The organism is Mesorhizobium sp. WSM1343 (genome assembly GCF_055901535.1).
The window spans coordinates 64,978-89,777 of the sequence record NZ_CM148370.1 but is presented as its reverse complement, the minus strand read 5'-3'; the positions used below and the strand labels follow the sequence as shown (position 1 = coordinate 89,777).

The 24,800-nt window shown below is 60.9% G+C and carries 21 protein-coding genes and 1 tRNA gene; 11 read left to right on the top strand and 11 right to left on the bottom strand.

Annotation, left to right across the window (positions count from 1 at the left end):
- Positions 1 to 249: 249 nt before the first annotated feature.
- The 6 genes from AC0NIL_RS00425 (at position 250) to AC0NIL_RS00400 (ending at position 7,299) form a co-directional block, all read left to right on the top strand.
- A complete protein-coding gene (locus AC0NIL_RS00425) occupies positions 250 to 2,295 on the top strand; it encodes an oxidoreductase (protein ID WP_474048348.1) in 2,046 nt (681 codons plus the stop codon).
- Positions 2,292 to 3,296, top strand: coding sequence for an ABC transporter substrate-binding protein (locus tag AC0NIL_RS00420; RefSeq protein WP_024503416.1), 1,005 nt, complete (start codon positions 2,292 to 2,294; stop codon positions 3,294 to 3,296). Before AC0NIL_RS00425 ends, AC0NIL_RS00420 begins: the two co-directional genes overlap by 4 nt.
- An 85-nt stretch (positions 3,297 to 3,381) precedes the next feature.
- Entirely contained in the window at positions 3,382 to 4,269 is an 888-nt protein-coding gene (locus AC0NIL_RS00415; RefSeq protein ID WP_275954097.1) for an ABC transporter permease, read from the top strand.
- Positions 4,262 to 5,404: a quaternary amine ABC transporter ATP-binding protein gene (locus AC0NIL_RS00410; protein WP_275954096.1), complete on the top strand. Its 1,143-nt coding sequence runs from the start codon at positions 4,262 to 4,264 to the stop codon at positions 5,402 to 5,404. The genes AC0NIL_RS00415 and AC0NIL_RS00410 overlap by 8 nt, the downstream gene beginning before the upstream one ends.
- 72 nt (positions 5,405 to 5,476) lie before the next feature.
- Positions 5,477 to 6,289, top strand: coding sequence for an alpha/beta fold hydrolase (locus AC0NIL_RS00405; protein ID WP_013527951.1), 813 nt, complete (start codon positions 5,477 to 5,479; stop codon positions 6,287 to 6,289).
- A gap of 29 nt (positions 6,290 to 6,318) precedes the next feature.
- On the top strand, positions 6,319 to 7,299 hold the full coding sequence (locus tag AC0NIL_RS00400) for a GlxA family transcriptional regulator (protein ID WP_275954095.1): 981 nt from the start codon (positions 6,319 to 6,321) through the stop codon (positions 7,297 to 7,299).
- 48 nt (positions 7,300 to 7,347) lie between these two features.
- On the opposite strand, the gene AC0NIL_RS00395 is transcribed toward AC0NIL_RS00400, so the two are convergent.
- Positions 7,348 to 7,423: transfer RNA gene (locus tag AC0NIL_RS00395), tRNA-Thr, on the bottom strand.
- 331 nt (positions 7,424 to 7,754) lie between these two features.
- Here AC0NIL_RS00395 and AC0NIL_RS00390 point away from each other — a divergent pair.
- Complete coding sequence (locus tag AC0NIL_RS00390; RefSeq protein ID WP_275954094.1) at positions 7,755 to 8,894, top strand: hypothetical protein; 1,140 nt, start codon at positions 7,755 to 7,757, stop codon at positions 8,892 to 8,894.
- Positions 8,895 to 8,914: 20 nt separating this feature from the next.
- Here the strand turns inward: AC0NIL_RS00390 and AC0NIL_RS00385 are convergent, their stop codons facing one another.
- Together AC0NIL_RS00385 and AC0NIL_RS00380 are read right to left on the bottom strand one after the other, a co-directional pair.
- Positions 8,915 to 10,516, bottom strand: a complete 1,602-nt coding sequence (locus AC0NIL_RS00385; RefSeq protein WP_275954093.1) for a cisplatin damage response ATP-dependent DNA ligase — start codon at positions 10,514 to 10,516, stop codon at positions 8,915 to 8,917.
- Between the two features lie 4 nt (positions 10,517 to 10,520).
- Positions 10,521 to 11,531: a ligase-associated DNA damage response exonuclease gene (locus tag AC0NIL_RS00380; protein WP_275954092.1), complete on the bottom strand. Its 1,011-nt coding sequence runs from the start codon at positions 11,529 to 11,531 to the stop codon at positions 10,521 to 10,523.
- Between the two features lie 106 nt (positions 11,532 to 11,637).
- Here AC0NIL_RS00380 and AC0NIL_RS00375 point away from each other — a divergent pair, with 106 nt between their 5' ends.
- Entirely contained in the window at positions 11,638 to 12,567 is a 930-nt protein-coding gene (locus AC0NIL_RS00375; protein ID WP_063169969.1) for a class I SAM-dependent DNA methyltransferase, read from the top strand.
- Positions 12,568 to 12,853: 286 nt separating this feature from the next.
- Entirely contained in the window at positions 12,854 to 13,216 is a 363-nt protein-coding gene (locus AC0NIL_RS00370) for a hypothetical protein (RefSeq protein WP_275954091.1), read from the top strand.
- On the opposite strand, the gene AC0NIL_RS00365 is transcribed toward AC0NIL_RS00370, so the two are convergent.
- From AC0NIL_RS00365 to AC0NIL_RS00335, 7 genes are all read right to left on the bottom strand, one after another.
- The gene (locus tag AC0NIL_RS00365; RefSeq protein ID WP_275954090.1) at positions 13,217 to 14,158 is read right to left on the bottom strand and encodes a 2-hydroxyacid dehydrogenase; all 942 of its coding nucleotides are present in this window, start codon (positions 14,156 to 14,158) and stop codon (positions 13,217 to 13,219) included.
- 29 nt (positions 14,159 to 14,187) lie between these two features.
- Complete coding sequence (locus AC0NIL_RS00360) at positions 14,188 to 15,819, bottom strand: ABC transporter ATP-binding protein (protein WP_473573263.1); 1,632 nt, start codon at positions 15,817 to 15,819, stop codon at positions 14,188 to 14,190.
- Positions 15,816 to 16,961: an ABC transporter permease gene (locus tag AC0NIL_RS00355; protein ID WP_013527942.1), complete on the bottom strand. Its 1,146-nt coding sequence runs from the start codon at positions 16,959 to 16,961 to the stop codon at positions 15,816 to 15,818. Before AC0NIL_RS00355 ends, AC0NIL_RS00360 begins: the two co-directional genes overlap by 4 nt.
- Positions 16,961 to 18,058: a microcin C ABC transporter permease YejB gene (locus AC0NIL_RS00350; RefSeq protein ID WP_013527941.1), complete on the bottom strand. Its 1,098-nt coding sequence runs from the start codon at positions 18,056 to 18,058 to the stop codon at positions 16,961 to 16,963. The genes AC0NIL_RS00355 and AC0NIL_RS00350 overlap by 1 nt, the downstream gene beginning before the upstream one ends.
- A gap of 30 nt (positions 18,059 to 18,088) precedes the next feature.
- Positions 18,089 to 19,957 (bottom strand): extracellular solute-binding protein, encoded by a 1,869-nt coding sequence (locus AC0NIL_RS00345; RefSeq protein ID WP_063169975.1) that lies wholly within the window; start codon positions 19,955 to 19,957, stop codon positions 18,089 to 18,091.
- Complete coding sequence (locus AC0NIL_RS00340; protein WP_473573260.1) at positions 19,957 to 21,834, bottom strand: extracellular solute-binding protein; 1,878 nt, start codon at positions 21,832 to 21,834, stop codon at positions 19,957 to 19,959. The genes AC0NIL_RS00345 and AC0NIL_RS00340 overlap by 1 nt, the downstream gene beginning before the upstream one ends.
- A 157-nt stretch (positions 21,835 to 21,991) precedes the next feature.
- Entirely contained in the window at positions 21,992 to 22,669 is a 678-nt protein-coding gene (locus tag AC0NIL_RS00335; RefSeq protein ID WP_013527938.1) for a c-type cytochrome, read from the bottom strand.
- A gap of 192 nt (positions 22,670 to 22,861) precedes the next feature.
- On the opposite strand from AC0NIL_RS00335, the gene AC0NIL_RS00330 reads away from it, so the two are divergent.
- On the top strand, positions 22,862 to 23,590 hold the full coding sequence (locus AC0NIL_RS00330) for a 3-deoxy-manno-octulosonate cytidylyltransferase (protein WP_027161787.1): 729 nt from the start codon (positions 22,862 to 22,864) through the stop codon (positions 23,588 to 23,590).
- A 9-nt stretch (positions 23,591 to 23,599) separates the two neighbouring features.
- A complete protein-coding gene (locus AC0NIL_RS00325; protein ID WP_013527936.1) occupies positions 23,600 to 24,463 on the top strand; it encodes a prephenate dehydratase in 864 nt (287 codons plus the stop codon).
- Here AC0NIL_RS00325 and AC0NIL_RS00320 read toward each other — a convergent pair.
- Positions 24,460 to 24,765 (bottom strand): Dabb family protein, encoded by a 306-nt coding sequence (locus tag AC0NIL_RS00320; protein WP_027161785.1) that lies wholly within the window; start codon positions 24,763 to 24,765, stop codon positions 24,460 to 24,462. The genes AC0NIL_RS00325 and AC0NIL_RS00320 overlap by 4 nt on opposite strands.
- Positions 24,766 to 24,800: the final 35 nt, after the last annotated feature.

Below are 24,800 nucleotides of genomic sequence, written 5' to 3'. Positions count from 1 at the left end.
GGCTTCCCGCCGCTTCGAACGCGACCAGACTGTGTAGTGGCGGCAATCTCAAAGGCGGACGAGACGTCAATCTGATTTACCTCAGGCGTGATCGATCTTACGCTGACTATCCGAAAAGCACCCCGTAATCATAGTCCCAGCCATAATACGCTGAGGAAGCCAAGAGTGCCATCTCACGATAGCCATCGACAAAAGGACCCGTTGCTCGATTCATTCCAGCTCAGGTCTCTGCAACTTCGAAACAGGATTATGAGCACCGCTCATGCGCCGGCTTATGTAGAGAACGGTTGGCCTACGGAGCGCTACCGGCTCTATCATGAGGAGAAGGCCAAGGGAGGGCTTGCTCTAACGGTGGTGGGGGGATCGACCAACGTTTCGTCGGACAGCCCGTCCGCGTTTGGGCAACTTTATGCCGGCGATGACAGCATCCTGCCTTGGTTTGAACTGCTTACCGGGGGCGTTCATTCCCATGGCGCCGCGATTATGTGTCAGCTGACACATATGGGGAGGCGTACATCCAGCGACGTAGGGGAATGGCTGCCAGTAATAGGACCATCTAACACGCGAGAACGGGCGCACCGAGCCTATCCAAAGAGTATGGAAAGGGCTGACATAGTACGCGTCACCAAGGACTTTGCGGCCGCGGCTGTACGATGCAAAAAGGGCGGTTTTGACGGAATCGAAATCCTGTCGCACTCGCACTTGCTGGGACAATTCCTATCCCCTCTGATCAATTTCAGACAGGACGATTATGGCGGCTCCCTGGAGAACCGGCTTCGACTCACCTTCGACGTCCTGAACGGCGTCCGCGATGCTGTGGGCGACGAGTTCATCATAGGACTGAGGATCACCGGTAACGATTTCCTCAAAGGTGGGCTCAGCCGCGAGGACTGCATCGAGATCGCCCAGCGGCTTGAGCAGTGCGGCCTGGTCGACTTCCTCAACGTGCTTGCGGGAGCGCCATACGACGATCTGGGCTTGGCTCAATGGATGCCTCCTATGGGCACTCCCGCAGCCCGTTTCCTTGGAGTTGCCAAAGACATACGTGAGGCCGTTTCACTACCTATATTCTATGCAGGAGGCATTGCCGATATCGCAACTGCTCGCCATGCCCTGCGCGACGGCATTGTCGATATGGTGGGAATGACCAGGGCTCACATCGCCGATCCCTACCTGGTCTCAAAGCTGCAAACCGGGCAGGAAGATCGTATCCGCACCTGCGTCGGAATGAACTACTGCGCAGACCGGGTTAATCAAGGCAAAGACGCTTTATGCGGCCAGAATGCCGCGACCGGTCGCGAGCGTTTCTTCCCGCATCGCTTTCGCCGCCATGAAATAGCGGGTTTGCGCGCTGTCGTTGTTGGTGGAGGGCCAGGAGGACTGGAGGCGTCCCGTGTTCTCGCCGAGCGGGGCTACAGGGTGACCCTGTTCGAAGCGTCCAACCAGCTGGGTGGGCAGATTAACATGGCGGCCGCAGGTTCCACCAGGCGCCAGATGCGCGGGGTCATCGATTGGCTGGTCAATGAACTCGAGCATCTCGGCGTTGATGTTCGCTACAACATGCTGGCGGAAGCCGAGGACATCCTGCGTGAGAAACCTGTGTTGGTGGTGATCGCGACAGGCGCACTGCCGCGCTCGCTGAACATTGGCGGCGCGCATCTTGCCCGGCCGATTTGGGACGTGTTCACCGGACAGCCTCCTGTTGGAGAGGTCATCATTTTCGACGATCGAGGCGACCATCACTCGCTGGTGGCGGCGGAGGTAGCAACCCAATCCGGTGCTTGCGTCACTCTCTTAACGCCGGATCGCACACCTCTTCATAATCTCGGGCCGACGAACTACGGCGTCGGCATGCGCAACCTGTATCAGCGCGGGGTGAACTTCCTCACCGACCGTGAGATCGTTGCCTTGAGCCCTGACGGCAACCGTTTGACCGTCACCGTGCGAAACGTCCTCACCGACCTGGAAGAAAAATTCCAGGCCGATCATGTCTTCTATGAAGTCGGGACGGAAGAAAACGCTGAATTGTACTTCGATCTTCAAAGTCATTCAGTCAACAACGGCCAAATAGAAGTAGCATCTCTATTGGACGGCAAAGCCGAGTACCGAACGGTGAATCCGGCCGGTGATTTCGTGTTGTTCCGGATTGGTGACGCGGTCTCTTCGAGGAACATCCATGCTGCGCTCTTTGATGCGTTGCGTGTCTGTTCCGTCATCACGGTCGCCGGACAGACCGGCTCCGATCAAGCGCGCTACTCAGTAACACATAGGCAAATGAAAGGGGAAACGACGTGAAAAATCTCCCACTGGCGGCGGCATGCCTGACAATTCTTGTACTGGAGTCACTCCCTGCGAATGCTGCATCAAGCTGCGGTGAGCTGACAATCTCCAGCATGAATTGGCAGAGCGCTGAAGTGCTGGCAAGCCTGGACAAGTTCATTCTTAAAGCTGGGTTCGGATGTGATGCGGAAATTCTCGAAGGGGACACCGTGCCGACGGTCACCTCCATGATCGAAAAGGGAAAGCCCGATGTTGCTCCCGAGATCTGGGTCGATCTGCTGCCAGATGTTGTCGCTACCGGCATCAAGCTAGGCAAGCTTGTTGAAACTGGCGCGGCCCTCAAAGATGGTGGCGTCAACGGGTGGTGGATTCCAAAGTATGTGTCCGAAGCACACCCGGATATCAAAACCATTGCGGATGCGCTCAAACATCCGGAGCTCTTTCCAGCACCTGAAGATTCATCGAAAGGGGCGGTCTTCAATGGGCCTCAGGGCTGGGGCGCGACGGTTGTTACAACGCAGCTCTTCAAAGCCTACGGCGCTGAAAAAGCCGGCTTCACCTTGATCGACACCGGATCGGCAGCCGGCTTGGATGGATCGATAGCAAAGTCATATGAGCGCCACCAAGGCTGGCTCGGATTCTATTGGGCTCCGACGTCGATTCTGGGAAAGTATGAAATGGTGAAGCTCGACTTCGGGGTTCCTTACAATCAGGCTGAATGGAAGCGTTGCAATACAGTGGCGGATTGTGCCGATCCAAAGCCAAACGTTTGGCCGCAAGATCGAGTAAAGACGATCGTCACGAAAGGCTTTTCGGATCGTACTGATCCCGCAGTGATGGAGTACCTGCAAACCCGGTCGTGGTCCAACGATACGGTGAACGGTCTCTTGACCTGGATGACCGACAACCAGGCCACTGGTGACGATGCGGCAAAGTATTTCCTCAAGACACGCGAGGATATCTGGGCCAAGTGGGTCCCGGTCGGCGTCGCCGGAAAAATCAAAGCGGCACTTTAATCAACGTGTCGCGGTGGTGGCCTTTAGAGCGGCCATCATTGCGACCGCCATTGCCCTCACTGGGCTGACCGACCGAGAACTCCTCATGGATTGGCTGACAAATTTTCCCCATCTCAATGACGAGGCCTTGCGGCTTGTCAAAAAGGGGCTGGATGACGCTTTTCGAACCTTCACCCGAACATACGGCGATTCAATTGAGGGCGTTTTCGCGCCGTTGCAGTACCTTCTGATCAAGTGCGAGCACTTTCTAACCGACACGCCCTGGCCGCTGATCATTTCGCTGGCGGCTGGGCTGGCATGGCTTGCATCCCGAAACTTGACAACCGTGGCTGGAACCGTCGTCACCCTCGTTGCAATCGGGTTCCTGAACATGTGGGACGATACGATGAAGACGGTGTCCATGATCCTTGTCTCGACGATCATAGCCATCGTGCTCGGTGCGCCGGTTGGAATTGCGATGTCGAGATCGGAGCGCATCCAGAGGGTCATCAATCCGGTACTCGATGTCATGCAAACCATGCCAAGCTTCGTTTATCTGATCCCGGTGGTGATGCTGCTGGGAATCGGCAAGGTTCCTGGTGTGATAGCCGTCGTAATCTATGCGATCCCTCCCATGATCAGGCTGACAAATCTGGGCATCCGCCTCGTGGACAAGGACGTACTAGAGGCGGCCGATGCCTTCGGTTCGTCCAATTGGCAAAAGCTGCGAGACGTCCAGATTCCCCTGGCGCTGCCGACCATCATGGCTGGCGTCAATCAGACCATCATGATGGCATTAGCCATGGTCGTCATTGCCTCGATGATCGGGGTGCAGGGTTTGGGTCAACCCGTCCTCAAAGCGATCAACAATCAGTATTTCACGCTGGGTTTGTTCAATGGACTAGCCATTGTTGGTATCGCCATCATTTTTGACCGTATCAGCCAAGCTTATGGCAAGCGGCTGCAGCGACACCTGGAGTTGATGCATGCCTGATCGTGAAGAAAAACAAGTCGGAATCGTTATCTCACATCTGTTCAAGCTCTTCGGAGCCAATGCCAACAACCACCTGAATGCATTGGCGAGAGGCATGACGAAAGATGAGTTGAACGAACGCCACGGGCTTGTCCTTGGACTGAACGACGTTAGCATCAATATGGCTGCTGGCCAGGTCCACGTCATAATGGGCCTTTCGGGATCCGGGAAATCCACCTTGATACGGCACATTAACCGGCTGGTTGAGCCGACGGCTGGCCAGATCATCGTTGGCGGCCAAGACGTTCTCAAATTGGATGAGCATGCTTTGCGGGCCTTTCGTCGCAACACCACGGCGATGGTGTTTCAAAAATTTGCTTTGCTTCCGCATCGCAACGTTCTGGAGAACACCCTGTACGGCCTGGAGATCCAAGGCGGCGATCGCTATAGGCATCGTGAAAAGGCGATGCGCTGGATTTCACGCGTTGGGTTGAACGGATTTGAAAACCGGTATCCGAACCAGCTTTCGGGCGGCATGCAGCAACGTGTCGGGTTGGCTCGGGCTTTGGCAAGCGACTCGCCAATCCTGCTGATGGACGAGGCGTTTTCTGCCCTCGATCCCCTCATTCGATCAGACATGCAGGAGATGCTGCGGAATATTCAGCAGGAGGTGAAAAAAACGATCGTGTTCATCACGCACGATCTTGATGAGGCGTTGAGACTGGGAGACCAGATTGCCATCCTTCGCAACGGCCAGATAGTTCAACAAGGTTCGAGCCAGGACATCGTTCTTCGGCCGGCAGATGACTACGTGGCCTCGTTTGTAAAGGACGTCAACAGAGGACGTATAATACGAGTTGACGCGATTATGACGCCGTCAAATCCGGCGAGCGCTTTGCCGAAATCTCTTCTCTCAGCTGACACCACCCTGAATGCGGCTGCAAAGCTGATGTGCCAGCATGGCGGGCACGAGAGCGTCGTCGTCGACGGACACGGCAAACCGTTGGGTCGAGTGACAAAGGACCAGATCATGGCGGCCATGATTGGATACGGCGGACTGTGGGGTAGCGAAAACGGTGGGGGCACCAGTTCATTTCGACCGGTGTTGTACTCTGCCAATCAGCCGGCGAACCCAGGGAACCGCGCAGAACGATAGGCGTCGCTCGGGATCGTTCCGCCTTGGGACGATTTCCGCAATCATCATCATAGAGGTTATCAAGAGGCACCGATGCTGAAGCTAGATCAGTCGTTTCGTTTTGAAGGCCAGGACGTTGCGTGGGGCCGGATCGGGGAGGGCGCTCCCTTGGTGATGCTTCATGGAACGCCGTTTTCGTCACAAGTATGGCGCCGCATAGCGCCTCTCATAGCTTCACGCCGGACGGTCTATTTCTTCGATCTCCTCGGATATGGTCAATCCGCAAAGGCGGATGGTCAGGATGTGTCGCTAGGCGTGCAGAACAAACTTTTTGCCTCACTGTTGAAGGAGTGGGGCGTGAAGGAGCCTGACGTCCTTTGTCATGATTTTGGCGGCTCGACTGCACTTCGCACCCACTATCTTAACGATGTGCGGTATCGTAGCCTGTTGTTGGTCGACCCTGTGGCGGTCGCCCCTTGGGGCTCCGCATTGGTGCAGCATGTGCGAAAGCACGAAGCCGCGTTTGCCGGCGCCCCGGATTACATTCACGAATCGATCTTGCGAGCGTACCTGCAAGGCGCGGCGTTCCAGACCCTTCGCAGCGAAGCTCTGGACCTCTACATGCAGCCTTGGCTTGGGCCCGTAGGCAAGCCGGCCTTCTATCGACAGATCGCCCAAATGGATCAAAAATTCACCGACGAAGTCGAAAAGCTTTATAGGCCGATGAATTTTCCCGTTCGAATTCTATGGGGTCGTGAAGACGAGTGGATCCCAATCGCGCAAGGACAGAAATTGTCCGAGAAGCTCACCAACGGGGTGATGACGGCCGTGCCTCAAGCAGGTCATCTCGTCCAGGAAGATGCGCCTGAAATGATCGTCGCGGCACTTTTCGATACGCTGCAGTAGTTCTCCGATCTAACCGGTGATGACGAGAGATGGCCAGAAAGTTTGCGTTTCTGCTGACGCGCCATTTTACGCTTTCGCCGTTTGCGCTTTTCGTCGACACGCTGCGGCTTGCGGGCGACGAGGATGATCGGAGTCGAAGAGTAGAGTTCGACTGGCAAGTGGTTGGCGAGCGTGGTTTGCCTATCCGCGCAAGTTGCGGCATCGAAGTGATGCCGACGAGAGAACTCCAGCACCCGGAGGAATACGACGATATCGTTGTCGTTGGGGGGCTTCTGAACACGGGCGATACTCTTGGAAGCCAGAAGGAAGCCTTCCTGCTAAAGGCCGCATCGCGCGGAGTTCGATTGACGGCGCTCTGCACAGCCAGTTTCGTACTCGCTCGATATGGATTGCTGGACGGCTACAACGTGTCCGTGAGCTGGCTCCACGTCAAAGATTTCCGTACCATGTTCCCGCAAGTCTTGGCACATGCGGATAGCCTGTTCTCCGTCGACAGAAGCCGCGCAACCTGCGCTGGCGGTGTCGGAGCGGCCGACCTGGCTGGTCATTTTGTGGCAGAGTCCATTGGTAAGAAAGCCAGCGAGAAAGCTGCCAAGATCCTTATTCTTGATCGGGTCAGGACGACCCGCGACGTCCAGCCCGTGGGAGATCTTTTCCCAAACGCCGAAAGTAGACAACTGAGGCGTGCCCTCCTTCTCATGGAGAGCAACGTCCAAGAAACGTTGGCTGTCAGCGACATTGCAGGGTCGCTCAGCGTTTCGAGACGACAGCTTGAACGGTTGTTTTTTGCTGAAATCGGTAGGAGCCCACTGTCGGCATATCTCGCGATACGCGTGCACTACGCAAAGACGCTCCTCGAGGTTAGCGACCTAAACATGGGCGAGATTGGATTCCGCTGTGGCTTCAGCAATGCGGGACACTTCAGCCGCGCCTTCAAGCGCCAAACTGGCCTTACTCCCACCGACTTCAAGCAGTCCCGAGGCACGTCAGCCGTCCCATCTAAGTCGTGAGATGTTGGGGGGCGGCCCCAAACGAATGGACGGCTGTGAACAAGTAAATGGTGCCGCTTGCGTGACTCGAACACGCGACCCCCGCATTACGAATGCGGTGCTCTACCAACTGAGCTAAAGCGGCCCGGGAAGCCAACGCCTCCAAGATGCGGCGGTGATAGACGCAACCGGGCGCGAATTCAAGATGCGACTTGGCAATTCCTGCGGCGGCGTCATGGCACCCTCGAAAGCCGGCCGCCGCCTTGTCCGCCAATCAATCGTCAAGGGGATGCGGCGCACGGTGCGTGCGCTCCCCGCGCGTGAAGATCGGTGAAACATGCTGATTTTGTTGCCGGAACAGCGCCGGAATGGACTTTGCATACCTCTGCGAGGCAGAATGCGCCGCTCGCCCGTTGATTGATTGGTCGCCTGCGGCTAACGATCACGGCAAGGTTGGCAAAGACAGAGGGACCCGCTTGGACGCGATCGAAAAAGCGATCCGGAACGCCTTGGAGAAAGGCAATGCCGAGGACCGCGCGTTCCGCGAGAGGGTCTATCGCTCGGCTTTTGCCGCGCTTGATCGCGCGCTCCAGGCCAATCCCGGTGTGACCGTTGAGGTCGCCATCAAGCGCCGCAAGGCAATCCAGGCGAAAATCACCGAAATCGAATCCGAGTTCCTGCCGGCGGTGCCGGATGTCGGCCCGCAGGGCGATGCACCGGCGGTCGAACTCGGAGCGGACTCGGCGTCCGCGGTCGAAACCGGCCGACAGGCATCGTCCCCCGATGTCGTCGTCGACGGCCCCGTGCAATCCGCTGCCGATGCGCCGCGCTCGCGCGTCCTGCCCGTCGTTCCCGACATCATGCCGGACGCCACGCTTCCCGATGCTCCGGCCATCGACATGTCGGTTCCGGCCTCGGCCGGCGCGACCACGGAAGTGGCGCCCGACCGCGATGAACGACGCATAAGAGGGCGTCGCCTGCCGCTGACCGCCATCTTCCTGACCGTGACACTGCTGGCAGCAGTTGGCATCGGCCTGTTCTTCGCCGTGCAGACCGGCGTGTTCAAGACGTCGGCCCAACTCGACACCGCACCGCCTGAAGCGCCGCCGACCGTCGAGGACGACGATTTCACACCGGCCGACGGCGGTCCGGCAAAACCCGGCGCCGCCGACCAGTCGCGCGACTGGATCAATGTGTTTTCGCCGGCCGATGCATCGCATGTCAGTGCGCCATCGGACGCCAGGGCCGAGGTGATGAAGGACGATACCGGTTCGTTCCTGCGCATCCGTTCCGGCGCGTCCGGTTCGGCGATCAGCTTCGACGTTGGACAAGGCGTGCTGGAGAAACTGGCCGGCAAACATGCCGTGTTCGACATCATTGCCCGCTCCGAAGAAGGCAAGGAGACGCAGATTTCGGTCGACTGCAATTTCGGCGAACTCGGCGACTGCGGCCGCAAGCGCTATGCGGTCGGCCAGCAGCAGAACGAATATCTGTTCGACGTGCAGTTTCCCGACAAGCATCCGGGCTCGGCCGGCACCATTGCCATCAATTCCGACTTCGACAAGCAGGGCAAGGCCGCCGACATCTACGAAATCCGCGTTTCGATCGAGCCGTAGCGAACCCTGCACGCGCGAAATTAGCGGTCGAGCAGCGCCTGCAGCGTTTCGATGCGGTCGGCCTCGTTGGCCGGCTTGTCCCAGCGCAATCGCGAAATGCGGGGAAAGCGCATGGCGACGCCGGATTTGTGCCGGGTCGAGCGGTTCAGTCCTTCGAAGGCGACTTCCAGCACCAGGCCGTTGTCGCGGTCGGCCCGCACCGAGCGCACCGGCCCGAAACGCTCGATCGTGTTGTCGCGGACATATTTGTCGATCTGCTTCAACTCCTCGTCGGTGAAGCCGAAATAGGCCTTGCCGACCGGTACCAGTTCTTCTTCGCCTTCGGCACCTGTCCAGACACCGAACGTATAGTCGGAATAGAAGCTCGACCGTTTGCCGTGGCCGCGCTGCGCATACATCAGCACCGCGTCCACTGTGTGCGGATCGCGTTTCCACTTGAACCACGGACCTTTCGGCCGGCCGGCGACATAGGCTGAGTCCCAGCGCTTCAGCATGACGCCTTCGATGATCGGATGCGGCGGCGCCCGGCGCAGTTCCTCCAGCGTTTGCCAGTCCGTGAAGTCCACGAATGGCGACAGATCGAAACGGCTCGGGTCGAGTGTCGCGACAAAGCTTTCCAGCCGGCCGCGCCGTTCGCGAAACGGCAGCGCGCGCAAATCCTCGCCGCCGACCTGGAGCAGATCGTAGCAGCGCATGAAGGCCGGGTATTGCTGCTGCATCTTCGGTGCCACCGTCTTGCGATTCAGCCGTTGCTGCAGATCGGAGAAGGTTCCCGTCGCCTCCCGGGGATCGCCGACAAGCAGTTCGCCGTCCAGCGTCGCGGAAAAATGCATGGCCTCGGCGAGGTCCGGAAAGGCGCCCGAAACGTCATCGCCGGTGCGCGAATAGAGCCGGCGGATGCCGCCCTCCGCCACCGCCTGGACACGGATGCCGTCCCATTTCCATTCGGCGGCATAATCGGCCGGATCGAGCTTTTCGAGATCGCCGTCGCCGACCGGATTCGACAGCATCACCGGGCGAAACAATGCCAACGCCGTGCTCCTGGGCTTTTCGGCCTTGCCTTCCAGCCAGGCGAACAGCGCTGTGTAAGGCGGTGACAGCCCGTGCCAGAGCTCCTCGATCTCGGCGACCTCGACCTTGCCGAAATCCGCCAGCGCCTGTTTGGCCAGACGCGCCGACACGCCGATGCGCAGGCCGCCGGTGACCAGCTTGATGATGGCAAAGCGTGCCGAGATGCCGGCGCTGTCGAGCAGCCCTGCCAGCACCTTCGGTCCGTCGGAGCGGCTTGCCGCCTGCAGCTTGGCGACAACCTCGCCAAGCGTCGGCTCGCGGTTCGGGATGTTTCCGGGCGTTTGCGGCCAGACCAGCGACACCGTTTCGGCGAGATCGCCGACATAGTCGTAGGAATAGCCGAACAGCACCGGATCCATGCGCTCGGTGACGAGCATGCGCAGCATCGCCGGCTTGACCGCGGCGATGTGGAGATCGCCAGTGATGGCAGCCAGCGCCAGGCCGCGATCGGGATCCTCGACGCTGCGGAAATAGTCGGTCAGCAAGGTCAGCTTGCCGTTGCGCGACGGCGTCAGCACCAGACGGTCGAGAAGTTCGGCGAAGCGGTTCATGGCTTCAATCGCCCTCGTCCTCGTAGCCCACCAGGTGCAGCGGCCGCGCCGCGATGCCTTTGAGCTCGCACCAGCGGACCAGCGCCTCCTCGCGGCCATGCGTCACCCAGACCTCTTCGGCTCCGGTCTCCTTGATGGTGGCGGTCAGCTCATCCCAGTCGGCATGGTCCGAGATGATCAGCGGCAGTTCGACGCCGCCCTGCTTGGCGCGCTGGCGGATGCGCATCCAGCCTGACGCAAAGCACGAGATCGGATCGGGAAACCGCCGCGCCCAGCGATCCGCGAAGGCCGAAGGCGGGCCGACGACGATGGCGCCGGCAAAATCATCCTTGCCGCCGCTTTCGACGGTCGCCGGTTCGAGGGTGCCGAGATCGATGCCTTGGCTCTGGTAGTACTCACTGAGTTTGGCCAGCGCGCCATGGATGTAGAGCGGCCTGTCGTAGCCGGCGTCGCGCAACAGCCGCATCACCCGTTGCGCCTTGCCCAGCGCATAGGCGCCGACCAGATGCGAGCGTTCAGGGAACTGCGCGGCCGATTTCAGCAGGCGGGCGATTTCTTCGGTGTCCGGGGGATGGCGAAACACCGGCAGGCCGAACGTCGCTTCGGTGATGAACACATCGCACGGGATCGGCTCGAATGGCGCGCAGGTCGCGTCCCTCTGCCGCTTGTAGTCGCCGGAAGCGACGATGCGCGTGCCCTGATGCTCGACCGCTATCTGCGCCGAGCCCAGCACATGGCCGGCCGGATGGAAGCTGACGCTGACGCCATCGAGGGCAATCGTCTCACCCAGTTGTGCCGCTTGCGTCGTGCCAGCGAAATCCTCGCCGTAGCGCAGCCCCATAATGTCGAGCGTCTGCTGCGTCGCCAGCACCGAGCGGTGGCCGGAACGCGCGTGGTCGGAATGGCCATGCGTGATCAGTGCGCGGTTGACCGGCCGCACCGGGTCGATGAAGAAATCGCCCGGCGGGCAATAGAGGCCCTCGGGCCGGGGGTGAAGCAGAACACTGGTGCGCATGGTCTCCAAGATAGGATATAATTCCGCGGCGGGAAGCCTGTTGTAAGTCACTGCTGACTCCCGCATAGAGCACCGCCGGCTCGATCCGCCGGCAGGACCCATCGCCATGAAACCGCTTCAGGCTTCGTCCGGCGACTTGAACGCCGATCGCCGCGCCGACTATGCCGAGATGCTGCACGCTGATGGCGATCATGCGGCGGCGGCGGAATTGCTGCTCGGTGCGCTGGAAATAACGCCGCAATGGGCGATGGGCTGGTTTCGCCTCGGCGAGATGCAGCAGGCGGCGGGCGCGGCGGATCTGGCCGCGCAGGCGTGGACGATGTCGCTGCAACTCGATCCATCGGATCGTCAAGGCGCTGCACTGAACCTGCAATTGATCGGCAAGGCGCCGGCGGTCGATGCGCTCCCCAGCGCCTTCGTCGAGACCTTGTTCGACCATTATGCCGAGAGCTTCGACGAGTCCCTGGTCGGCAGGCTGGGTTACCGCCTGCCTGGGATGCTCGACCAGGCCATTCGAGCGGCAAGGCCGGGCCGCTTCGCGCTGGCGCTCGATCTCGGCTGCGGCACAGGCCTGATGGGGCAGAGGCTGCGGCCGATCGCCGACCGGCTGGAGGGGTATGACATTTCGGCCAAAATGCTGAGAAAGGCGCGGGCCAAGGGCGTCTACGATTTCCTCGACAAGGCCGATCTGCGGGATTTTCCCTATGCCGGTCCGAAAGCCGATCTGGTGACGGTGGCCGATGTTTTCATCTATGTCGGTGCGCTGGGCGGCGTGGTGAAGACGATTGCCGGCCTGCTGGCCACGGATGGCCTGTTCGCGTTTTCCGTCGAGACGCTGGCTGGCGATGGCGATTTCGCGCTGCTGCCGTCACGCCGCTATGCGCATGCGCAACGCTATGTGCTCGACGTGCTGGCCGCCAACGGGCTTTCGGTCCTGTCACTGGAACCAACCGCGATCCGGCAGGATCGCGGGGAACACGTCAACGGGTTGGTCGTTGTGGCCAGGGCTCCGAACTCAGCTGAACAAAAGACCTGACGACAGCCGGTCGGCGGTGTCGGCAGCTTTTCGTCGGGTGCGATAGGAATTTTTTCTTGACACCCTGCCCTCAGCTATGGTACATTTTCGCCCATGGTGCTGATTTGCGCCAGTGACCCGCCGCACAGGCGGGTTTTTTGTTTGATGCTCCGTCAGCCGCGCGCCTGCGGAGGGGCAGTCTCGCCGCCTCGCAAACATTCCTGCTGTGAAAAAGTCCGATTTGCATGCGCGACTGATATTTGCGATCTGCTCGCGTCAGGGCGGGATATCAGGAGGAGCATAGCCGATGCGCTGGAACATGATGATCTTGGCCTCTTGCCTGCTGACCGCCGGCTGTGTCGGCGGCACGTCGATGTCGGAACAGCAGGATGCGAACGTCCAGTCCTCCCTGCAATACGACACCGTGCCGTGCGACCAGTTGCTGGCGCAGCGCAACGGGTTGGCGCAGCAATACAACCTGCCGACGAAGGCCAAGCCGACCTTCTCCAATCCGGCGATGGGCTTCGGCCCGTTCACGCCGGACATGCGCTCGAAGGCCAAGCGCGATACCGACAAGGCGAGCGGTGAGATCGATGCCATGAACCGGTCGATCGATCGACGCGACTGCGGCCAGCCAAACAAGCAGAAGAAGCTTGCTCTGCCCGGCTAGCTAGTACCCCGCCTTGCGGTCCACCAGATTGTCGAGCTTTTCGCCGCGTTCGAAGGCGTCCATCTGGCGCAGCATGATCGGCGCCAGATGCACCGGATCGGAGGTCGCCGCCGCATGTGGCGTCACGAACACTTTCGGATGCCCCCACAGCGGACTGGTCTTCGGCAGCGGTTCGACCTCGAACACGTCGAGGCTTGCCTCCTTCAACGTGCCGTCATCCAGCGCCCGCAAAATGTCGGCATCCTTCTGCAGGCGGCCGCGCCCGGCATTGATCAGCACCGAGCCGCCGAGGCCGTTGCGCTTGCGCAATTCCTTCAGCACGCCATAGTTGACGATGCCCTTGGTCTCCGGCGTCAGCGGCAAAAGCACGACCAGTATGTCGGTCGCCTTGAGGAAGGGGATAAGCCCGGCCTCGCCGGAATAGCTGGAGACGCCTGCCATGGGCCGCTCGTTGCGCGACCAGCCGTTGACGGCAAAGCCGAGCGATAAAAGCACCGAGGCCGCGGCGCGGCCGAGACTGCCGAGGCCCATGATGCCGACCGAAATGTCACCGGCAGGCCTCTGCTGCGGCTCATGCCAGATCTTCTTCGACTGCTGCGACCGGTAGAGCAGGCCCTGGCGGTGATGGTCGAGCACCCGCCAGACGACATATTCGGTCATGTACTGGGTGAGGTTGTCGGCAACGATTTTGACGATCGGCACGTCGGGCAAGCCGGGATCGGCGAAGATATGGTCGACGCCGGCGCCGATCGAGAAGATGGCGCGCAGATTGGGCAGCGACGCCAGGATGTTCGGCTTCTGCTTCCACACCACGGCATAGGTGATCGACGGGTCGCTGGCGCCGTCCGGCTCCAGCACCACCTCGCGTTCGGCCGACAGCAGGTCGCGCCAGCGCTGCGGATGAAAGCCGGTGACGGCAAGCAGGATGCGGCCTTTTTCCATTGCGGTCTTTTAGTCCCTCTCTACGCAAATCACTCGCTGACGATGCCGACCGGCGCCGTCTCGATCTTGAAGGCGGCCGAGATCAGCGCCCGAGTATAGTCGGTTTGCGGATTTTCAAAAATCTGCTGGGAAGGGCCGGCTTCGACGATCCTGCCATTGCGCATGACGATGACGTCGTTGGCGAGCGCGCGGATGACTTTCAAATCATGGCTGATGAAGAGATAGGCGAGGTCGTGCTTGGCCTGCAGGCTGCGCAGCAGGTCGACGACCTGCGCCTGCACGCTCATGTCGAGTGCCGATGTCGGCTCGTCCAGCATGACGAAGCGCGGGTTGAGCACCATGGCGCGTGCGATGGCAACGCGCTGGCGCTGGCCACCGGAAAACTCGTGCGGGTAGCGGTTGCGGGTCGCCGGATCGAGCCCAACCTCCTTCAGCACGGCGGCCACCTTGTCGTCGCGCTCGTCGGGCGACAGCTTCGGCTCGTGGATCTTGAGGCCTTCCTCGATGATCTCGGCGATCGACATGCGCGGGCTGAGCGAGCCGAACGGATCCTGGAAGACGATCTGCAATTCGCGCCTGAGCGGCCGCATTGCATTGAAGGACAGCTGGTTGATGTCGCGACCGTTGAACTGGATCATGCCGGTCGACGAGATCATGCGCGCCAGCGCCAAGCCGAGCGTCGTCTTGCCGGAGCCGGATTCGCCGACCACGCCGAGCGTCTGGCCGGCGCGCACGGTGACATCGATGCCGTCCACTGCCTTCACATTGTCGACGGTGCGGCGGAAGAAGCCCTGCTTGATCGGGAACCAGACCTTTATGTCCTTGCCGGTCATGACCGGCTTGGCGTCGGCATTGGCGGCCGGCGGCTTGCCCTTCGGCTCGGCCGCCAGCAGATGCCTTGTGTAGGCATGCTGCGGATTGGCGAAGATCTCCTTGGTCGGGCCGGTCTCGACGATCTTGCCCTTGGTCATCACGCAGACGCGGTCGGCAATCTTGCGCACGATGCCGAGATCATGGGTGATGAACAGCATCGACATGCCCTTGCGGCTCTTCAAGCCGGCCAGCAGTTCGAGGATCTGCGCCTGAACGGTGACGTCGAGCGCCGTCGTCGGCTCGTCGGCGATCAGAAGTTCGGGCTCGTTGGCCAGCGCCATGGCGATCATCACGCGCTGGCGCTGGCCCCCGGACAACTGGTGTGGATAGGCATCGAGGCGCTTGTGCGGATCGCGGATGCCAACCTCGTTGAGCAGGGCCAGGGTGCGCTCCTTGGCGGGGCGGTCGGCCATGCCTTGGTGCAGCTTCAGGATCTCGACGATTTGATGCTCGATCGTGTGCAGCGGATTGAGCGAGGTCATCGGCTCCTGGAAGATCATGGTGATCTTGTTGCCGCGCACCTGCCGCAACTGCTTCTCGCTCATCGCCAGCAGGTCGTTGCCCTGGAACACGATCTTTCCCGAGGGGTGGCTGGCGCTTGGATAGAGCAAAAGCTTCAGCACCGAAAGCGCCGAGACCGATTTGCCGGAGCCGGATTCGCCGACCAGCGCCACCGTCTCGCCCTTGGCGATGTCGAACGAGATGTGGTCGACAGCCGTCGACTGGCCGCCGCCCTGGCTGAAGGCGACGCTGAGGTCCTGTACGCTGAGCAAGGGGGCTTCGCTCATCGGAACGTCTTGCGCGGATCGAAGGCGTCGCGCGTCGCCTCGCCGACGAAGACCAGCAGGGACAGCATCAGCGAGATGACGACGAAGCCGGAAATGCCGAGCCACGGCGCATTGAGGTTGCGCTGCGCCTGCTTCAGCAGCTCGCCAAGCGAGGCGGAGCCGGGCGGCAGGCCAAAACCGAGATAGTCGAGCGAGGTCAGCGTCGAGATCGAGCCCGAGAGCAGGAAGGGCATGAAGGTCAGTGTCGCCACCATGGCGTTGGGCAACAGGTGCCGGAACATGATGGTGCGGTTGGGCACGCCGAGCGCCCGGGCCGCGTTGACATATTCGAAATTGCGGGCGCGCAGGAACTCGGCCCGCACCACGCCGACCAGCGCCACCCAGGAAAACAGCAGCATCAGGCCGAGCAGGATGAAGAAGCCCGGCGGCAGGATGGCGGCGACGATGAGCAGGAGATAGAGCACCGGGATGGCGGACCAGATCTCGATGAAACGCTGGAACAAGAGATCCGTCCAGCCGCCGAAATAGCCTTGCACGGCGCCGGCCGCGACGCCGATCAAGGCCGAGCCGGCGGTCAGGATCAGGCCGAACAGCACCGAAATGCGGAAGCCGTAGATGACGCGCGCCAGCACGTCGCGCGCCTGGTCGTCGGTGCCGAGCCAATTCCAGTTGCCGACGATGCAGGCGGGGTCGGCAGCACCCTGCGGATACTGGTTGCAGCGTGTCTTGGCGTCATACTGCCACGACGGCCTGGCCGGTGCTGCTTCGGGAATAGCGTTGTTGACCGTCTGATAGGAGTAGCGCACCGGCGGCCAGATCATCCAGCCATTGGCGTTGATCTCGTCCTGGATGACCGGATCGCGATAGTCGGTGACGGCATAGAAGCCGCCGAATTTTTCCTCGGGGTAGGCGACCAACACCGGAAACAGGATTTCGCCCTTGTAGGAAGCGATGATCGGCTTGTCGTTGGCGATGAACTCGGAAAACAGCGACAGCACGAACAGGACGAGGAAGATCCACAGCGACCAGTAGCCGCGGCGGTTGGCTTTGAAGTTCTGCAGGCGGCGCTTGTTGAGCGGCGACAGAAACGGCCGCTTGATCCGCGCGGGTGCCGCGTCGACGGGGACTGTAGCCTCCGACATCAGACGTCTCTCCGCTCGAAATCGATGCGCGGATCGACCCAGGTGTAGAGCAGGTCGGACAAGAGCCCGACGAACAGCCCGAGCAGCGAGAAGATGTAGAGATTGGCGAACACCACCGGATAGTCGCGCTCGACCACCGACCGGAAGCCGAGCAGACCGAGGCCATCGAGGGAGAAGATGTTCTCGATCAGCAGCGAGCCGGTGAAGAAGGCCGAGATGAAGGCGCCGGGAAAACCGGCGATGACGATCAGCATGGCGTTGCGGAAGACGTGGCCGTAGAGCACCTGCCGTTCCGACAGACCCTTGGCTCGCGCCGTCACCACATACTGTTTGCGGATTTCTTCGAGGAACGAGTTCTTGGTCAGCAGCGTCGTGGTGGCGAAGGCCGACAGCACCAGCGCGGTCAGCGGCAATGTCATGTGCCAGAAATAGTCGACGATCTTTCCCCACCACGACAATTGATCCCAATTGTCCGAGGTGAGGCCGCGCAACGGAAACCAGTCCCAGAAAGACCCGCCGGCAAACAGCACCATCAGCATGATGCCGAACAGGAAGCCCGGAATGGCATAGCCGACAATGACGACGCCGCTGGTCCAGACGTCGAAGGGAGTGCCGTCCTTGACCGCCTTGCGGATGCCGAGCGGGATCGAGATCAGGTAGGACAACAGCGTGATCCACAGCCCGATCGAGATCGACACCGGCATTTTTTCCAGGATCAGGTCGAGCACCGAAATGTCGCGGAAATAGCTGTCGCCGAAATCGAAGCGGGCATAGTTCCACAGCATCATGCCGAAGCGCTCGAGCGGCGGCTTGTCGAAGCCGAACTGCTTTTCCAGCTTCTTGATGAATTCCGGATCGAGCCCCTGCGCACCGCGATATTTCGAGCTGACGTCACCGGCGGCATCGAAATTGCCGCCGGCACCCGCGTCGCCGCCACCACCGCCGAGGCGGTCGCTGCCGCCCTGATTGGTCAGCCGGGCGATGACCTGTTCGACCGGACCGCCGGGGGCGAACTGGATGACGGCGAAGGATATCGCCATGATGCCGAACAGCGTCGGGATCATCAACAGGATGCGGCGCAGGATATAGGCGCCCATCAGGCCTTCTGCCCTCGTTGAGCGAACATCTCAGCCTTTGCCAATTCTTGCCGCCTTGCCCTTATCGAACCACCACAGCGTCTCGACCGGAAAGCCGAAATCGGGCTTCTGTTCGACAAAGCCGAACATGTCCCAATAGGCGACGCGGTGATTCGCCAGATAGTATGTTGGAATCCAGTCCAGCCGCGCGCGCAAGACCCGGTCGAGCGCTCTGAGCGCCGTGACGAGTTCTATACGGTCTTTCGCCTTGGCTGCTGCCGCGATCAGGGCGTCGATGGCCTTGCTTTCGGTGCCCGGATAGTTGCGTTGCCCCGGGATTTTCGCCATGCGGGAATCATAGAGCATCTGCAGGCTGTCGTCAGTCGGCGTCGCCCCGATCGACCAATGCAGCAAGGCAAGATCGAAGTCGTAATTGCTGTGCCGCTGCTCATACTGCGCCGAATCGATTTGCCGGATCGATGCGTCGATTCCGATCGCCTTCATATTCTCCGACCACGGGGTGTAGATACGAACGATGCCATCGTCCTCCGCCAGCATTTCGACCCGCAGCCGCTCACCCTTGTCATTGACGACGAAACTGCCGTCGCGCTTCCAGCCGGCTTGCGCAAGCAATCTCGAAGCCTCGCCCAGCAGCTTGCGGTCATGGCCCGAACCGTCGGACAGGGGCTGTGTTACCGCTTCACCGAAAACCTCTGGCGGCAACTCGGCCCGGAATGGCTCCAGCAGGGCCAATTCGTCAGGCGAGGGCAGGCCTTCGGCCTTGTAATCCGATCGTTCGAAGTTCGATTGAGAACGCTCGTAGGAGCCGTAAAACAAGGCCCGCTTCATCCATTCGAAATCGAAACATCTGGCGATCGCCCGCCGCACCCTCTCATCGCGGAATTGCGGACGACGCTGGTTCAGCGCGACGCTCTGCATGTCTGGCGTCTTCTCGCCGGGAAATTCCCGTTTGAGGACCTTGCCGTCCTTCAGCGCCGGAAAGTCGTATCCGGTCGCCCATACCCGTGAGGTGAATTCCTCGCGAAAATGCGTGTCGCCTTTCTTGAAGGCCTCGAAAGCCGCCTGCCGGTCAAGATAGAAGTCGATGCGGATGCGGTCGAAATTGTAGAGGCCGCGGTTCACCGGGAGATCGCGGCCCCAATAATCGGCGACGCGGTCATATTCGACCGTCTGTCCGGCCGCCACGCGTCCAATCTTGTAGGGTCCCGAGCCAAGCGGCGGCGTCATGGTCGAAGCATCGAAATCATTGGCCGTGTAAAAGGCCTTGGAGACGATCGGCATCCCCACGATCGCAAGGACGTTTTGCGCCGACTGCTTGCCGTTGAGGGTGAGATCGACGGTGGTGGGATCGACCGCAACCACGTCGGTCATGTACCGCAACGCCTGGGAAAGGTTCGGATGGCCCTTGTCCTTATAGAGCTTCAGCGCAAAGACAACGTCTTGCGCGGTCAGCGGCGAGCCGTCGTGGAAACGCGCTTGCGGTCGCAGCACGAAGCGGAAACCGTTGCGGTCTGGCGACAGGGTAACGGTTTCGGCAAGCAGGCCATAGACTGCATCCGGCTCATCGAGCGCGCTTGTCATCAGCGAATCGAAACAGAGTTCGGCGCGCGGCGGCGCCTCCCCCTTCAACACCAGGAAATTCAACGTGTTGAAGGTCAGGAAGCTCTGATTGAGGGTTGCGTTCGGCGGCGCGAAATTCATCTGGCCGCCCTTGGGCGCGTCCGGATTGACGTAGTCGAAATGCGCGAAATCGGGCTTGTATTTGAGGTCGCCGAAGGCCGACAGGCCATGCAGCTTGATGCCAGTCGCAATGTCGGCGAAGGCCCGGCCGGGCAACAGGGCAGCGGCTGCCGCGGCACTGCCCAGGGCGAGAAAGTCGCGGCGGGGCAGGGCCGCCATCAATTGCCGCCCTTGTATTTGGCCGCCAGCGCCTTCTCCTTGTCCGGGTCGATCCACCAGGAATCGATGTCGGCACCGACATAGGCGGGCTGCTTGTCGGGGAATTTGAACTTGTCCCAATAGGCCAGCCACACCGCCGACCGGTGATATTGCGGCAAGACGTAGAAGTTCCACAGCAGGATGCGGTCGAGCGCATGGGTGGCGGCGACGAGATCGTCGCGATCGGTGGCGAAGATGATGCGATCGACCAGCGCGTCGACGGTCGGATCCTTGATGCCCATCAGATTGCGCGAACCGGGCGAGTCAGCAGCTTTCGAGCTCCAGAAGTCGCGTTGCTCGTTGCCCGGCGATTCCGACTGCTGGAGGATGCCTGTGACGACATCGAAATCAAAATTGTTGACGCGGTTGATGTACTGCGTCTGGTCGATGATGCGCAAAGTGGCATCGACACCGATCTTGCGCAGATTGGCGATGTAGGGACTGGCGATCACCTGGTCAGTGTCGTTCCAGCCGAGGATCTCGAACTTGAACGGCGCGCCGGTCTTGGCATTGACCATCTTGCCGCCCTTGATCACCCAGCCCGCCTTGGCGAAGAGATCGACTGCCTGTTTCAGGTACTTCCGTTCCGCCTGCGGCGAATCGTAGACCGGCAGCTTGAATTCCTGGGTGAAAAGTTCGGGCGGCAGCTTGTCGCGGTATTTTTCCAGGATCTCCAGTTCCTTGCCTTGCGGCAGTCCGCTCGACGCCAGTTCTGTGCCCTGGAAATAGCTCGATGTACGGGTGTTGAAGCCGAAGAACAGGGTGCGGTTCATGCTCTCGAAATCGAATGGGATGGTCAGCGCCTCACGCACCAGCCGGTCCTGGAACAGCGGCCGCCGCTGGTTGAGGACGAAACCCTGCATCGGTTGCGGCGCCTGGGTCTGGAAATCCTTCTTGATGACATCGCCGGCCTGGAATGCCGGGAAATTGTAAGCCGTCGCCCACTTACGCGAACTGTATTCGCGGTTGATGTCTTCCAGTCCGCCTTTGGTGAAGGCGAGCCAGGCAGCATTGTCGTCGAGGATATAGGTGTAGCGTCGGGTGTCGAAGTTCTCGCGGCCGATCTTCACCGGCAGCTTGGCCGCCCAGTAGTCCGGCACACGCTGCCAGATGATCTCCGAGCCCGGCTTGAAGCTGGCGATCTTGTAGGCCGCCGAACCGAGCGGGATTTCCAGGGTCGGCTTGGTCACGTCGCGTTTCTTGCCGTTGGCATCGGTGCCTCCCCACCAATGTTTCGGCAGCACTGCGAGGTCGCCGATGATCTTGGGCAGTTCGCGATTGCCCTTCTGGTTGAAATGGAACTCCACCTCGCGGTCCGAAATCGCCACCGCATCGGTGACATTCTCGAAATAGCGGCTGTATTGCGGGCTGTTGGCCTTGAGCACCTGGAACGACCAGATCACGTCATCGACGGTGATCGGCTGGCCGTCATGCCATTTGGCGCGCGGATCGAGCCGGTAAGTCGCGGAGGAATAGTCATCAGGATATTTGTAGGCATCGGCGATCAGCGGATGGCTGGTGCTGCCTTCATCGGTCGCCTGCTCCATCAGCGTGTCGTAGAGCAGGCCGCCGCCGAACCCGACCAGGCCGGCGGCCGGTGATCCCTGGACGACATAGGGATTGAAACTGTCGAATGTGCCTGGCACCACCGAATTCAGCGTGCCGCCCTTGGGCGCGTTCGGATTGACGTAGTCGTAGTGCTGGAAATTGGCGCCGTATTTGGACTCGCCGATCAGCGATGAGGTGGTGCGCCATTCGTCGGCGCGGGCAGCCTGCAATCCCGCCGCCAGAAGGGCTGCCGCCAGCAACGACTTGAGAAGCGTTCGGCCAACCGTCATGCACTATCCTCTTCGCGATGCCCGTTCATGGGCAATCTAGATGATTTGGCGCTCGTGAAAACCGTCATGCGCGGCTTTGTCGCCGCCTATGCGGTTTTCCCAATAAAAAAGCCGGGCTGAACCCGGCTTTTTCAAGGTCGTTGAGATGATATCGAAATTATTGGGCAGGCGCCGGTGCCGGTGCGGCCGGAGCCGGGGCGGCGGGAGCGGCCGGCGCGGCACCCTCAGCCGGCTTTGCCGGAGCGGCTGCATCGGCAGGCTTGGCGCCTGCATCGGCGGCAGCCCCCGGTGCCGGCAGCGGCTTGGGATTGTCGGACAGCGTGCGCAGATAGGCGATGACGTTGGCGCGGTCCTCGTCCTTGGGCAGGCCGGCGAAGCCCATGGCGGTGCCCTTCACGAATTTCTTCGGCGAGGTGATGAAGTGGTTGATGTTGTCGTAGGTCCACTTCTCGGTGCCGCCCTTGGAGAATTCCTTCATGCCGGCCGAATAGGCAAAGCCTTCATGCTCGGCGACCGGACGGTCGACGAGGTCCCACAGGTCCGGGCCGACCTTGTTGGGGCCGCCCTTTTCGCCGGAATGGCAGGCCTGGCACTTCTTGAAGACGGCAGCACCCTGCTCGACATTGGCGGTCGCCAGCAGATCGGCGATCGGCTTGGCCGCCGCGGCAGGCGCGGCCGGACCGCCTTCGGCGGGCTCGGCGGCCTCGATGGCGAAGCCGGGCTTTTCCGGCGCCGGCGACGCAAACAGCGCATCGGACACAATGCCGACCGAGAAGACGACGAAAACGGTTCCGAGCAATCCGGCGAGCAGTTTGTTGACTTCGTTGGAATCCATACGCCCCTTGCTCCCTTTTCCGGCGGACAGAACCGTCCACTCCGTCCGTCGGTATCGTGACCGTCCTGCCAGGGCGGTCAAATCGGGCGGAAACTAGGTCTTTTGCTGCGGTGTTGCAACACCTATAAGGGCGCTTCCAGTGAGACCTTTTGCCACTTTCCCTGTCCTCTTTCGAGACGCCTTGCACCCGAAATGTCCACGCTGATCCTGATCCCGGCCCGCATGGCTTCGACCCGCCTGCCGGGCAAGCCGCTGGCCGACATCGCCGGCGCCCCGATGATCGTCCATGTCGCCCGCCGCGCCGCCGAAGCCGGCCTTGGCCGGGTGGTGGTGGCGACCGACACGCAAAGCGTGGCGCAAGCGGTGCGCGCGCACGGTTTCGAGGCCGTGATGACGCGCATGGATCACGAATCCGGCTCCGACCGCATCCACGAGGCGCTGGTCGCGCTCGACCCCGGGCGCAAGGTCGAAACCATCGTCAATGTGCAGGGCGACCTGCCGACCATCGATCCCCGGATCATCGCCGCGTCGCTCAGGCCTTTCGAGGACAGTGCGGTGGACATCGCCACGCTCGGCGTCGAGATCGTCCGCGATGAGGAAAAGACCAATCCCAATGTCGTCAAGATCGTCGGCTCGCCGCTTTCCGGCAGCAGGCTGAGGGCGCTCTATTTCACCCGTGCCACAGCGCCTTGGGGCGAGGGGCCGCTCTACCATCATGTCGGCCTCTACGCCTATCGCCGCGAAGCACTCGAGCGTTTCGTCGCGCTCAAGCCGTCGCCGCTCGAACGGCGCGAGCGGCTGGAACAGTTGCGGGCGCTGGAAGCCGGCATGCGCATCGACGCCGAGATCGTCCAGTCGCTGCCGCTCGGCGTCGACACGCCTGAAGACCTCGAACGCGCCAGAACAATCCTTTCAACCTGAGATATCGGCATGCCTGAAAAGACCAACAGAATATCCTTCCAGGGCGAACCGGGCGCCAATTCCGACACCGCCAGCCGCAACATGTTTCCTTCGATGGAGCCGTTGCCCTGCCCGACCTTCGAGGATGCCTTCAACGCGGTCGAGACCAACAAGGCCGACCTCGCCATGATCCCGATCGAGAACACCATTGCCGGGCGCGTCGCCGATATCCATCATCTCCTGCCGGAATCGAAGCTGCACATCGTCGGCGAATATTTCCTGCCGATCCATTTCCAGCTGATGGTGCTGCCAGGCGTCAAGCGCGACGAGATCAAGACGGTGCACAGCCACATCCATGCGCTTGGCCAGTGCCGCAAATACGTTCGCAAGAACGGTTGGAAGGCGATCGTCGCCGGCGACACGGCCGGCGCCGCCAAAATGGTCTCCGAGGTCAAGGACCGCAGCATGGCGGCGCTGTCGCCGGCCCTGGCCGCGACCCTCTACGGGCTCGATATCATCGAGCAAAACGTCGAGGACACCGACTCAAACGTCACCCGCTTTGTCGTCCTGACCAAGAACAAGCAATGGGCCGAGCGTCCTTCGCCCGACGTCAAGATGATGACGACCTTCATCTTCCGCGTCCGCAACGTGCCGGCCGCGCTCTACAAGGCGATGGGCGGGTTTGCCACCAACGGCATCAACATGACCAAGCTGGAGAGCTACCAGCTGGGCGCTTTCACGGCGACGCTGTTTTACGCCGACATCGAGGGCCATCCCGACGATCCGCTGGTCAAGCTGGCGCTGGACGAGCTGCGTTTCTTCTCGCGCGAAGTGCGCATTCTCGGCGTCTATCCGGCCAGCGAGTCGCGTGAGCAGTGGAAGGTTGCGGACTAGATCACCGCGCCCAGCGGCACATAGTCGATCTCCATGAAGGTCTCGACCTCCGGCACCCAGCGGTCGCGCACGAAGGCGACATGGTCTGGATGGTCGTTGTACCTGGTGTAGGCGGCCTGGTCGGCGAACTCCATCGAGAAGCCGAAACGATAGTCGTTCTTGGGGCTGATCTGCCGCAATTGCTCGAAATGCGTGACGCCCCTGATCGCGGTGAGGATCCTCTTGGCGTCGACCAGGAACCGCTTTTCCTCCAGCGAATGCGGCGGATGCTTCAGCGTGAAAACGACGGTGTGACGGATCATGTCCTGCTCCTGCAATGTCTTTAGGTGTTCGCTGC